At 65.4% G+C, this 12,520-nt stretch carries 12 protein-coding genes; 7 read left to right on the top strand and 5 right to left on the bottom strand.

All coding sequences use genetic code 11. The features are described from left to right. The coding region (locus BIU90_RS16915; protein ID WP_254787097.1) for a DUF1016 N-terminal domain-containing protein at positions 1-482 on the bottom strand (482 nt) is incomplete at its 3' end. A 110-nt stretch (positions 483-592) separates the two neighbouring features. Here BIU90_RS16915 and BIU90_RS16910 point away from each other — a divergent pair. Beyond that, the gene (locus tag BIU90_RS16910; protein WP_071301518.1) at positions 593-946 is read left to right on the top strand and encodes an Lsr2 family protein; all 354 of its coding nucleotides are present in this window, start codon (positions 593-595) and stop codon (positions 944-946) included. A 176-nt stretch (positions 947-1,122) separates the two neighbouring features. Here the strand turns inward: BIU90_RS16910 and BIU90_RS16905 are convergent, their stop codons facing one another. Then, positions 1,123-2,241, bottom strand: a complete 1,119-nt coding sequence (locus BIU90_RS16905; RefSeq protein WP_071301378.1) for a site-specific integrase — start codon at positions 2,239-2,241, stop codon at positions 1,123-1,125. 3 nt (positions 2,242-2,244) lie between these two features. Further along, the gene (locus BIU90_RS17985; RefSeq protein WP_083404050.1) at positions 2,245-2,472 is read right to left on the bottom strand and encodes an AlpA family transcriptional regulator; all 228 of its coding nucleotides are present in this window, start codon (positions 2,470-2,472) and stop codon (positions 2,245-2,247) included. Positions 2,473-3,573: 1,101 nt separating this feature from the next. Here BIU90_RS17985 and BIU90_RS16900 point away from each other — a divergent pair. The 3 genes from BIU90_RS16900 (at position 3,574) to BIU90_RS16890 (ending at position 7,589) form a co-directional block, all read left to right on the top strand. Beyond that, positions 3,574-5,013, top strand: coding sequence for a phage/plasmid primase, P4 family (locus tag BIU90_RS16900; RefSeq protein WP_071301517.1), 1,440 nt, complete (start codon positions 3,574-3,576; stop codon positions 5,011-5,013). A gap of 519 nt (positions 5,014-5,532) precedes the next feature. Beyond that, positions 5,533-6,705 carry a plasmid recombination protein gene (locus tag BIU90_RS16895; RefSeq protein ID WP_071301377.1) on the top strand — a complete coding sequence of 391 codons (1,173 nt, stop codon included), beginning with the start codon at positions 5,533-5,535 and terminating at the stop codon, positions 6,703-6,705. Positions 6,706-6,917: 212 nt separating this feature from the next. Beyond that, complete coding sequence (locus BIU90_RS16890; RefSeq protein WP_071301376.1) at positions 6,918-7,589, top strand: antitoxin VbhA family protein; 672 nt, start codon at positions 6,918-6,920, stop codon at positions 7,587-7,589. A 25-nt stretch (positions 7,590-7,614) separates the two neighbouring features. Here the strand turns inward: BIU90_RS16890 and BIU90_RS18480 are convergent, their stop codons facing one another. Further along, positions 7,615-7,998 carry a hypothetical protein gene (locus tag BIU90_RS18480; RefSeq protein ID WP_139195347.1) on the bottom strand — a complete coding sequence of 128 codons (384 nt, stop codon included), beginning with the start codon at positions 7,996-7,998 and terminating at the stop codon, positions 7,615-7,617. 760 nt (positions 7,999-8,758) lie between these two features. On the opposite strand from BIU90_RS18480, the gene BIU90_RS16885 reads away from it, so the two are divergent. Both BIU90_RS16885 and BIU90_RS16880 read left to right on the top strand, forming a co-directional pair. Next, positions 8,759-9,241 (top strand): uracil-DNA glycosylase, encoded by a 483-nt coding sequence (locus tag BIU90_RS16885; RefSeq protein WP_071301375.1) that lies wholly within the window; start codon positions 8,759-8,761, stop codon positions 9,239-9,241. A gap of 142 nt (positions 9,242-9,383) precedes the next feature. Then, a complete protein-coding gene (locus BIU90_RS16880; protein WP_071301374.1) occupies positions 9,384-9,653 on the top strand; it encodes a hypothetical protein in 270 nt (89 codons plus the stop codon). Positions 9,654-10,270: 617 nt separating this feature from the next. Here the strand turns inward: BIU90_RS16880 and BIU90_RS16875 are convergent. Further along, positions 10,271-10,825: a TetR/AcrR family transcriptional regulator gene (locus BIU90_RS16875; RefSeq protein WP_083404047.1), complete on the bottom strand. Its 555-nt coding sequence runs from the start codon at positions 10,823-10,825 to the stop codon at positions 10,271-10,273. Positions 10,826-10,984: 159 nt separating this feature from the next. Between BIU90_RS16875 and BIU90_RS16870 the strand changes: the two genes are divergently transcribed. Then, on the top strand, positions 10,985-12,520 hold the full coding sequence (locus tag BIU90_RS16870) for an amidohydrolase (RefSeq protein ID WP_175470243.1): 1,536 nt from the start codon (positions 10,985-10,987) through the stop codon (positions 12,518-12,520).

Genomic DNA, 12,520 nt, shown 5'->3' with positions numbered 1-12,520 from the left:
GGGGGGGGGGGTGCCGCCTGCAGACGGGTATGCGCACCGGAGCGGATCTGGTGCTCGAGGACATTCCGCGACCACCCGTGTGCGGCCGCCTGGCCGGCGTACCAGTCCCGGAGCTCGTGGTCATCGAGCCGATCGAGGAGGACGGTGATGTGCCCCCAGGGCAGTTGTGCAACAGCCTGTTGCAGAATCCGCTCGTCCGGCCAGGCTGCTGCGAACGCGCGCATGTACGCGAGGTTCCGCGGGGAGAACCCCTTCATCTCCGGGAACTCCGCGCGCAGATTTGTCGCGAGCCGGCCAATGACGTTGCTCCCCCACCCCTCGTCACCCTGACGCTGCAAGATCGTCGCACCGATCCCCCAGTACAGACGAATGAGTTCCGTGTTCACCCGGCGCTGCGCCGCGAACCGTGCAGCACGCACTTGCTGCTTCAGCTCAGCAAGAGCAGCGGCATACCCGGATACGGCCGGCGACGAATCAGACATCACCGCCCAGTCTGCCCGACCAGCCGACCGGAAGAAGAACAAACGAAGCGTTCTACGGGATCAGCTATGCCAGAGTGGAGATGACCCCCAAGCGAAAGGCGACCTCCACCATGGCGCAGAAAGTCACCACGCACCTCGTCGACGACCTCACCGGCGACACCATCGACGAAGGCAAGGGCCAGACCGTCACGTTCGGTTTCGATGGCTCCGCCTACGAAATCGACCTCACCGACGACAACGCCGACGCGCTCCGCGAAGCGCTCTCCGACTACATCGCCGCCGCCCGCAAGATTACGGGCCGCTCCGGCCGTTCCGGCCGCACCAGCGGTGGCAGCGCACCCAAGCGCGGCAACGCCGAGGAGCTCGGGAAGATCCGCGAGTGGGCTGCCGCGAACGGCCACGAAGTCTCCAGCCGCGGTCGCATCAGCCAGACCGTCCGCGACGCGTACGACGCGGCGCACTGACACCACTCCCCCACGCGCAGCAACGGCCGGTCACCTCACGCGGGTGACCGGCCGTTCCTGTCTGCGCCGATAGCGGTCTCTTATGTCGATTCAACAGGCGAGCCTAGGTAGCCCTACGAGGCGTCGGTACATCTACTGCCGCTTCCCGAATCGGTTGAACAGCCTCCCCATCGTCCTTATCTCAATGATCTGACCGGCGGACGCGAAAGGTGTTGCGTTCGCTGCTGGCTGAGCGCCGCGGTCACGTTGTCCAAGTCGTCCGGGAACAAGGCCGCATAGGTGTCGAGCGTCACCTTCGCCGACTTGTGTCCGAGCATCCGCTGGACCACCTTCACGTTTGCGCCAGCGCTGATCGCGAGCGACGCAGCAGTATGCCGGAGGTCGTGCGGCGTGACTCGACGGAACCCCGGATCAGCCGCCATGGCGCGCTTCACCGCTTGAGCAAACCAGCCCTGCTGCGAGTGACCGGGTCGCAGGAACCCGCCGCTTGGGGACGACCAGAGGCGCTCGTCGTGGTCCCTGCCGTCGCATGCAGCTGCGAGGGCGTCGTCCAGGAAGTCGGGGAATGCCACGGAGCGGCGTTCGTGGGATTTCACGCCGCCGAGGACGTGCTGCCCGTTGACCTCGGTGACCCCCTCGCGGATGTTGATCCGTCGACGCTGGAGGTCGATGTTGCGCACGCGGAGCGCTGTCGCCTCGCCCCACCGAAGTCCCGTGTACGCAAGGACGCGCACGAGGTCTGCGTAGCGCGCTTCGAGGGCGAGTGCCTCGACCTGTGCATGCGTGAGAAACACCTCATCGGGAATCGGCTTCTTCTTGATTGCGAGCCCGCGCGCGGGGTTCTTCGTCACGCGGTTGTCTTCGATCGCGTCGTCGAAGATGCCGGCGAGCAAGTCCCGTGCACGCGCGATAGAGGTGTGAGAGAGCCGCCCGGCGAGCTCGTTGAGCCAGACCTGCACGTCGCGCCTCGAGATCCTTCCGACCGCGTACTTGCCCCACTGCGGCTCGACGTTCACGCGCCAGCTGCTTTCTACGGAGTGGAAGCTGCTCTCGGTCAGCTTCGCCCGATGGCGCTCGAGCCACGCTGGCCCGAGTTCGCCGATCGTTGCGCGCGCATCCGCCGGGTCGACATACGAGCCCCTGAGCTTGGATACTTCAACGATCGCGAGGTGAGCCTCAGCCGCTTTCTTGAGCTTGAAACCGCGGTCGTGCCCGCGAGTTCCATCCGGCTTTGTGTACCAGACCTCGTAGAGCCGGCCTCGCGTCTTCGTCACGTAGGGCTTGACAGTTCCCATCAGCTAGCGCAGCTCGTCGGCGGTGCTGGCGTACTCCTGTTCGCCCAGCCAAAGCTCGACGGCTTCGCGCCTATAGAGCGGCAGGCGTCCTACTCTGACGAAGCGGGGGCCTCGTCCCGTCGAGCGCCACTCACGCAGATTGCGGGTCGTGGTGTGCAGCTGCTCGGCGAGTTCATCAGCCGTGAGAAGCGAGTCGAGCGGGGAAGCTGCAATGACAGGGGCAGTGGACATAGTTGAACCTCGAAAGCTTGAGCTTTCGAGGGGACCTGTGTAGCCGAACCCGTTAGCAGTTGCTTGGCGTGTCCACTCGTCGAGCCCGTTGGCTCTGGCCCTTTTCTGTCATTTGGGCTTGGTTCCCACAATACAGCAAGAACGGGCCGCTTCGCGACAATTGATGCCGCTACGAGCGCTCGGCGCGGAAGCGAACGACCCTGACCCTGAGATGTACCGGATGTACCGCCGAATTCGGGAAAGTGCGGCTGCTCCTCCATCCGGGGACAACGAGCAACAAACAGTTGTAAGCAAACGGCCGCACCTGTTGTAACCTGGCACAGGCCTCAATGACGTAAACGGGCTAGGGACAACGGTGTCCTGACTTGAGAGACACGCCAAGCATCCGCTAGCGGGATCGGCTACTTCGGTCTCCTTGAATCCATCGATTCAAGGAACATGTATGCCCACTTCAAGCGTCACGAGCACTCTGCAAAGCGGAGTCGCCGCACCCCGTTGCAGCGTGGACTGCAGCAAGCCCTACTCGGGCACAGTCCGGCTCGCTGCCTGGCCGGCGACGAGCCGCTCGCGGGTCTCCGCCCCGCGGGAGCGCTCAGTGGCACTCGCCCACACGTTCCCACCGCTCGTGGTGAGTCGCCCCCAGCAAGACACCGACGGCGCCGCAGCTCGGTCCGGTGACGTTAGTGACGTCTTTGAACCGAACTCTCACTCCTTTCTCTCCTCGATGTCTCTTCCTTCGAGAGTTAGGGACCAGAACGTCACAAACGTCACACTCGGTGGCGCCCTCCGTGGCGGCGTTCGAGCCCGCGTTGTGCGCCACCAACATCCGGTAGCCGGTCGCCCTGTGCACCTTCGTGATCCGCACCGCCGACCCGCACAGCGCTCGCGTGGTCGTGAAGCGCGGTCCGAGCGACTGCAACAAGCACGCCCTGCACCAAGCACCCGTGCGGGATGGCGTTCGCGACGGCACGCACTCGATGCCGCCCCAGCACCGCTTCGAGGGCCGGCTCGACGGCGGCGCCTCTGAGCCACTCAACTCGCCACGAAAAAGGCCCCAGTGCTGAAGACACCGGGGCCGATCGATCACCCAGAAAGATGACTATGAACAACACTGCAACCGTATCGCAGCCGACCCTTCAAGAACAGCTGGAGGGAGGAGCGAAGTCACACCGGAACCAGGCGCAGGTCGCTCACGAATTCGCGGTCGACCACCGCGGCCGCTTCCTGTTCGTCCGCAACAAAGGATGGATGGCTTTCAACGGCCAGCGTTGGGTCGACGACACCGGCCTTACCCAGGACGCCCTCCTGAAGACCCTCCTCCGTCTCCGGGAGGAGGGGACGGAGATGAAGGCGTCGGGCGAGTTCGACCACGATGAGATTCTGCAGCGACAGGGCAAGAACCTCCTCGCTCTGGTCAAGGCATGCGAGAGCGCGAGCGGCCTCGCAGGGGTCTTGAAGATCGCGTCGAACCTGCAGGGGATGACCGCGACGATCGATCAGCTCGACTCCGATGGCCACGTCCTCAACATGCCGAATGGCACTTTGGAATTGAACACCATGCAGGTCCGCCCGCACGACCCAGAAGACCTCATCACAAAGATCACACGCGGTTCCTTCGATCCGACGCTTCCGCGGCGGTCGTCAGTGTGGGACGGGTTCCTGGACCAGGTGCTGCCCGATGCCGATGTGCAGGGGTTCTTCCAGCGGATCAACGGTCTCGCCCTGATCGGCGAGGTGATCGAGAACATCTTCACCATCGCGACGGGAACCGGCCGCAACGGGAAGGGCGTGGCCTACGGAGCAGTCATGCATTCGCTTGGCGACTACGCGGCTGTCGCTGAGGACGGTCTCTTCGAGGTGCAGCGGGGTGGCAATTCGCAGAGCGCATCGCCCGGGCTGGCCAAGCTCCGCGGCGTCCGCCTCCTTGTCGCGTCGGAGCTCGAGGAGAAGGCGCGGATCTCGGCAGCCTTCATGAAGCGCATGACCGGGGGCGACCGCATCACCGCCCGTGAGCTCTACGGATCCCCGTTCGAGTTCTCGCCGGCCTTCCTGATCCTGATGATCACGAACTACCTGCCAAAGCTTCCGGCGAACGACCCGGCTACGTGGGCGCGCGTCCGTGTCGTGCCATTCAGGGTTGTAGTGCCGAAGGACCAGCAGGACCCGTACCTCGGCTCGAAGCTGAAGGACGACGCTGACGCGGTGCTCGCGTGGGCCGTCGAGGGCTTGGCCGACTACCTCGCGAACGGCCTTGACGAACCCGCGTCGGTCCTCGCGGCGACTCAGGACTATGCCGAGTCGCAGGACGACGTCCGCCGATTTGTAGAGGCGCGCTGCACGGACACCTCCTCGGGAGGCGACACCACGACCGTCCTCCACTACGCGTTCTTGGACTGGGCGGACAAGGAGGGCATCCACGGAGTCCACGTGCTCGGCCGAACCAAGTTCGGCGAGGCCCTCGACCGACTTGGAGTGACTGCGACGCGAACGAGCAAGGGTGCCGTACGCACTGGTCTCATCGTCGACCAGAGCGCAGCCTAGGACCTGAGGAGACATCGACGTGTATATCAGTCGATCCAACACACCCCGCGCCCTGGGAAGCATCGTCAGCATCAACGGCGCCCCCGACGTCTGGAGATCGGCAAGCACAACTGCTCGGATTCCTGAAGCAGCTGCTCAGTACAAGGTCACGGCGGACACCTTGTGCGATTCGTCCAACGGACGGTCGAGTGTTGTCGCACTCCATCGTTTGGACGCACGCGGCAGCCGTGCGCGCGACCAGCGCGCTCGGCCTCAGGCACCCCGGAAAGGGTGCCCTCGACGCGCTCCGCGCGTCGGCGCCCCGCAGGGCCCCAAGGACTTTGGCGAGCGGAGCGACGCGAAAGTGTATGGGGCTACACCTTTCGTTGCCGCGAAGCAGACCACCACCCTCCCGAAGGTGCACTGGGGTGGTGGTCGGAGTCGCAGCAACGGAAGCCCCTCGGGAGAGTCGCCGAAGGCATCGTGGGGTGCAGCGACGAAGTCGGTGCACCCCACGATCGACGTCGAGCGTGGTGAAGCATGAGCTACACGATGACGTTCGACGTCTCCCACCGGGTGGGAGACGGAGGCGGGCACCGCCAGATTTTCTTCCGCCACATCGCGCGCGACGCTGACGAGAAGGCGGGATTCGCGTTCGCGCACGCCAACAAGAACATCGTTCCCGAGCGCACCCGGTTCAACTTCACGCGTGTCAACGATGGCGCCGGCGCGTTCCGAGCCCTCGAGTCAGTCGATGGCCGGCCTCCATCGCAAGAGTTCGAGGACTACCTCGTGACGCGACGAGCAACGGTGACGGGGCGGAAGCGGAAGGACGCCAAGCCCATCCGAGGCGTCATTCTCCAGTTGGATCCGAAGTGGTTCGACGACCACAACCCAAACTGGAGGACCACCGGCCCCAACGAGGAGGCGATCGAGTACATGGACGCGTCGCTGGTCTGGGCATGCAACGAGTTCAGCCAGGAGAACATCGTCGGGTTCTCGCTGCATCTCGACGAGTACAGCCCGCAGCTACAGGTCCTCGTGACGCCGGTCACACCCGATGGTCGGCTCTCTCAGAAGGACTTCTTCAAGTCGCCGGCCGACCTCCGGCGGCAGCACAAGGAACTCCGTGCACACATGGAATCAGTGGGCTACGACGTCGAAATGCGAGTCACAGAGCGATCGAGGGAGCACCTGAGCAGCAGCGAGTTCCAGGCGAAGGCCAACCGTCTCCGTGACGCGACGCAGGACGCGGAAGCGGAAAAGTCAACGTACGAGACGCTGCTCGTCAGCCTTGAGAACCGGGCAAAGAACCTCGACGGCCGTGAGGACTCGATCGCGGCCAGAGAGCGAGCACTGGACGCTGCGTCGGCAGACGCGCGGCGGGCGCAGGATGCCGCTGAGACGGCGCAGCGCGCCGCTTCACGATCGCGGTTCGCAGCGCAAAGGGCGATCGAAGAAACCGAGCAGGAGCGGGAGCTGCTGCGAGCAACGAACGAACGACTGCAGCGCGTCCCGGCCGACGTCGACCGCTGGCTCGATAAGACGAAGATCGGCGGACGGCCACTCCGCGAAGCGTTCGACGATGACATGGCGCGGGCGCGGAAGGCACGCGCCGAGGTAGGCCGGCTCATCGACGACGACAGCCCACTCCCTGAAGCCCGCAACGTGAATCGTGGGGACGCGAGACGGTCACTAGACGGTCCCCAGTGACCGTCCGACGGTCACCGTGCGGCCACTACGCAGCTCGATTGCATAGGAGGGTGCGAGGAGGCCAGAACGTGGTCCTTTCGCGGCCTCCTGACGCCCCCGAGACTGACAGCCAATACCGTGTGTCCGTATGGTGACCGTGACGCGGACGCCTGATGCCCCCTCGATCGAGAGACCTCGCTTGTAGAATCGATGTGCCTGGACGGGAGCGCTGTATGGAGCGAAACGCCACTGACTCGTCACCCGACGACGAGGATCGCGGCGTCGATCCTGTGCTCGCCATGACGCAGCAGAAGGTCACAGATCCCGTCTTGCGAGGCATCGTGAGGGACTTCGTGGCCGGAGGTATCTCTGCGGGTGATGCGTTGGAGGACGCACGTGCGTACATCGACGCCCATCGGGTTGCCACGGCTGATCCCGACGAAGTCTCGCGCCGGGTGTCGTTCGCTGACGGGGCGCTCGGTGCCGAGGGCCTCGCCGTCACAGACCCTGACGCCCGGGACCTCGCCCGACGTGTTGCCGACGGAACGATGACTGGGGACGAAGCGGTGCTGTTCCTTGCAGCTTTGGTCGACAGCGGGGCACTGGTATCGCAGGACGATGATCGCGACCCCGGCTACATGGTCGGGTCCACCCCGATGCTTGACGAGCTATACGCCGCGGTTGACGCCGGCACGGTGTCGAGAGCGGAGGCATCGCTTCGCTCGCGAGAGGTGTTCCGCGTCGACAGAACATTCCGTCGTGCCGCGGGCCCGGAAGCGTTCGACGCTCAGCTCGAGTTGGTTGAACCCACGCTGACAGCCCTGCTCCTCCAGATCGCCCGAGGTGAGCTGAGTGGCGAGCAGGCGCTCGAGGCTGGACTGTCGCACATCGCGACCCGCGCCTGACGCGTTCACAACGTGCTGGGTGGTGCTAGCCGAGCCGAAACGCGCCTGCCTGTTCCGCGAGTCGCACCGTCTCGCCCATGCGATCGGAGACAAGCGCCTGCGCGGGAGTGGTTCCGCCAAGTTCCTCTGCAGGCGAGTTGAGCCAAGCCGCGTCTCCCCAGGGGTCCTCACGCTCGGGATCCAGCGCATCAAGCACATTCTGCAGCCCGGGAAGCAGCGCACCAGCTACTCCAAACTGGAACGACGGGTAGAGCCGCTCACCGTCTGAGGACTCAACAAGCAAGACATCACTCGATCGAACGAGGCCATCAACCACTGCGCTTGTGAGACCGAAGTGCGCGCGAAGGCCTGCATCGTCGTAGAACGGTCCGATTCGCTCATCGAGTACATCCTCGGGTTGATCCGGCATGTGCTCAGATTACGACGGCGGTTCGTTCTGCTCGGTACTCGCTCGTCGGCACACTTCGAACGCCGAGTGAGAGTCCGTGAGCCTGGGTGGTGCCACGGACGCCGGTCGGGCTCATCCGACGAAGACCGTCACCAGCCCCCCCCCCCCTGCAGTGGTCTACAGGCCCGGTCGGTGCGGGTCACTTTCGCGAAATGCGTCGTGCGACTCGATCGCGAAGACTTGTTCATGGCGCGAAGCTTCTCGAAGTTCCGTGGCCGTGCACCCCGACGGTGTCGCCACCGTCGGGGGGCTTCTGCGTCAGCCGGCCCTGACCACTTCAAGATGGACGACGCCGTGGGCGCCGACACTCGGACGCAGGCTGCTGCAGGGTTGGTTGGCTCGTCGGTTGAGGCTGCGAGTGCGACTGTGGGTAGATGATCGTCTCATACTCAATGGGGTCAACTTCCTGAGTCTGCGCTGAGGTCGTTTCCGGCGGTAAGTCGCTTCGTTCCGGGCGATGATGCCCCCTCGGAGTTCGACTCGGGTCGCCCAACGCTTCCGGCTCAGGACGTTTTTCTGCAGGACCGCGGAGCGAGTAGCCCACGATCCGGCGAGAACATACGCTCGCGTCATGTTCCTCGACGCGCCCCGCGGCTTCCGCGACCCGTCCGTGCTTGCCGCTCGGCACGAGCTGCTCATCACAGCGGAGAGGACCGTCCCGCTCGAGGCCTAGGCCCGTGGCGTCGGGGACAAGCGCCGCGATCGGAAGCCGGACATCGTCTTGCCCCACTTCGACCCGGCGGAGGCCGGCGTCGAGGCACGCGTGTTGCTGCTGCTTGAGGCGCCGGGGCCGAAGACGGTGCCCGAGTGGGGTGGCTCAGGGTTCATCTCGGTCGACAACGACGACCCGACCGCGCAGAACGTGTGGACCAGTCGGAAAACAGTGGGCCTATACGAGCACGTGCTCGCCTGGAACATCGTGCCGTGGGTGCTCGGCCGAGCCTCGGTGAAGCCGACCGCGCCGGAGCTCGCGCAGGGCTCGATCGAGCTGCGAGGACTTCTGAACCTCCTGCCCGACCTTCGCGTGATCGTCCTTGCCGGTCAGAAGGCCCAGGATGGCTGGGACGCGCACCTCGACCTGGCGATCGGCGACAGGTACCGGGTGCTTCGCACGGTGCACCCCGCCGGTCAATCGTTCTCGCAGGCCGGAGCGAAGGAGCGGTTCACCGCGACGCTCGCGAAGGTCGTCGAGCTCACGACCTGACGACAGAGATTCCCTGCGCCCGAACGTGGGTCGCGGAAGCGGCCCTCAGCTTCGTAGGCTCAGCCCCATGGGGAACGAGACCCGCTGGTGGGGGCGCTGGCGAAGCGGACGAAGCGCGAGCCCGACGTCAGGCGCTCGCGCCATGCAGCCGGCGGCGGCGCGAAGCGTCGACGTCGACGTCGACGTCGAGTTGATCATCCGGGCCGCTCGGCTCGCTGTCACGACGAGGACTGCCACGAAGCCTGCGTTCATCAGGCACCTCGAGGTCTCTGACGACGTCGCGGATCAGCTCCTGCGGAAGCTGGAGCACTGCGAGGTGATCGCCAGCGACGAGCCAGGGCGGCCGCGGCGCATCCTGACGACGTCAGGGGAACTCCCCGGCGTCATCGAGGAGTTCCGACGGCGTGCTTGAGCGACACCGAGAGGGTTTTAGGCGGCGGCTGTTCGTCGCAGCCGGCACGGGGCTCATCGCAATCGCGGTCACATCGGTCGTTAGCGGGTGCGGGAACACCGCGCAGCCACCGGCGGTCAAGCCCTCACCCACATCCGGTGATTCGTCCCTCAGCACAACAAGACCCACAGGAGCGCCAAGCTCGAGCTACTGGGCAGAAGAGAAGCTTCAGTCGGTGCAGCCCGAGGACATGCCAACCGAGCCGTAGGCGGTCACCCGCTCAGTGGCCGTCGATGTCGCCTGTGAGGATCACGCTTGTGGCGCCCCTACCCGGCTCAGTTCCGATAATACGCATTCTCGGAGGCTGTAGGCGGGGGGTGACCTGACACGATGCTGAGCAGTAGTAGGGCGAAAGTGGACACGTTTGTCGTCCGCCAGCTAACTTGTCCAACTGCCACACAACGTGTCCTGAAATACGGAGCTGGACAGGTTGTTTGGCAGTCGCGTCGAAGGGCATGTCGATCTCAGCAGCCCTGGTCCCACCGTCTCGCTGGCCGATCCCCCACCGGACAGGCTGGAACAGTGTTCAACGCCCCAGGATCAGGGGCCCGGCGCCATGAGCTGGCGCGACCTGCAAATCAGTGAGCTGGTGGCCGGAGCCCGGTAAGCACCAGGGTGAGAACCCGGTGCCATGCGTCTGTAGGTGCGGGCGGGTTCATGACGGATACGACTGCGGCACAGACCGCTCGAAAGTCAGCGAACGAGAAGTCGTCACGGACAAGCCCCTGGGCCTGGTCGGCAGCGATGAGGCTGCCGATGGGCCCTTCCGACTCCTCGATCGCGAGGCGGACCTCGTTGCCGAGTCCTGTTGCGTGGCCCCGCAGCGCAGCACGCAACGATCCGTCCTCTGCGGCGCTGGCCATGTACGCCTCGAGCAGCGTTCGCACGCGAGAGTGCCCGACGGCCTGCTCGCCGGCGAACGGAACAGCATCGTCCGCGAGTCGACGGATGCGGAGCGCGGCGATCGCGTCGACGAGGGCCGCCTTGTCAGGGAAGTGCCGGTAGAGCGTCCCCACACCGACGCCAGCATCCGACGCGATCTGCTCCATCGACACTCCAGTGCCCGAAGCGCGAAGAAGCGCCGCGGCATGCTCCGTGATCCGCTGGCGATTGCGCTGCGCATCCGCTCGCATCGCGCCCCTTCCTACTTCGACGTCTGAGGCGTACCGTATCAAACGGAAGCCCGCTTCCGTTTACGATTTGGAGACCCCATCAACGTCCCAGCCGAACTCATCGTCGAAGCTCGCACCGACACCACCCGGGCGGCAGTCGCCGTGCGCGACGGCAGGATCGTGGCAGTCGCCGCGGATGCCGCCGGCGTCGATGCACTGCACGGCACCTGGTGCGGCGACTCCACCTCCGTCCTCCCGCAACACGGGGTCCTTGCTCCGCTCTTCATCGACACGCACAATCACCTCGCGTTGGCATCTCGGAACGTGCTCGGAGTGCCCATGCACGACGTGCGCACGATCGACGAGATCCTCGATCGCATCCGGGAACGCGCCGCGCACACTCCGGCAGGATCCTGGGTCATCACCGCGGCAGACTGGCACGAGATGCAGCTACAGGAACGTCGCTTCCCCACCGCAGTCGAGCTCGACGAGGCAGCACCGGACCACCTCGTCCTGGTGCAGCGTGGCGGCCACAATGCTGTCCTGAACAGTGCAGCGCTTGCTGCTGCCGGCGTCACCGCGACCTCCGGCGACGTCGCGGACGGGTATGTCGCTCGGGCGGACGACGGGACCCCCACCGGGCTGCTTCAGGACGGTGCGCTCACCGCGATGCAGTCAATGCTCCCTGAGGCTTCCCAGGAGGACCTCATCAATGGGATCGAAGCGACGAGTCGCACCTACCGGGCAGCCGGTGTCGGTGTCGTCCGGGACCCAGCCGTGTCTGTGGAGGAGTGGGGCGCGTTGCAGCGGGCCCGATCGGAGAACCGGTTGCACGTCCGGGCCTTCTCGATGATCTTCTCCCCGGCTCCCCTGATCGCGGCGGCTGGCTCGATGGACGACTACCTCGACGGACTCGAGGCGAAGGGAATCCACCCGGACGACGGTGACGACCTCCTCCGACTCTGGGGGATCAAGCTCGTCGTCGACGGCGGAGTGGAAGCCGCTGCGCTCCGCGAGCCGTACGCGGATCGACCAGACTTCACTGGCACTCTGCTGATGACGCCCGACGGTCTCACGGATGCACTTCGCGCCTGCGTCACCCGAGGACGGCCCGTCGGCACCCACGCCTGCGGAGACGCCGGAGTCGACGCATTCCTCGATGCCGTTCAGCGGAACGTCGACCGCGGCATCCAGCACGAACACGGCTCCATCGTCGTGGAGCACGGCGCCCTCATGGACGCCGACCAGATCGCGCGAGCGATCGCACTCGACGTGCACATCACCGCGCAGGAGGCGCTCCGAGATGGGCTCATCGCACCGTTCGTCGAAGCATGGGGACAGGAGCGAGCAGCCACGATGTTCCCCTGGCGGGAACTGCTGGACGCTGGCGCTTCCGTCAGCGCCGGTACCGACCACCCCATCAGCCCCCTCGACCCGATCGCCGGCGTGCTCGGAATGACGACCCGCCGTACGAGGCTTGGGATCCTCGGCGCCGAGCACGCATGCACCAGAGACGAGGCGCTCGAGCTCTACACGCGTGCGGGCGCGGAGCTCCTTCGGCACGACCTCACGGGAACGATCACGGTCGGAGCGCCAGCGGACTTCTCCGTGTACCCGGTTGATCTGCATCACGCCCCAGACGAAGCACTCGCCGGCGCCCACCCGACCCTGAGCGTCCTCGCCGGTGATGTGCTTCACCACCAGAAGGTGTCTTGA

The organism is Curtobacterium sp. MCBA15_001 (assembly GCF_001864835.1).
Taxonomy (GTDB): Bacteria; Actinomycetota; Actinomycetes; order Actinomycetales; family Microbacteriaceae; genus Curtobacterium.
Note: the sequence above shows the minus strand (reverse complement) of the source record. Positions and strands in the feature narration are given on the sequence as shown.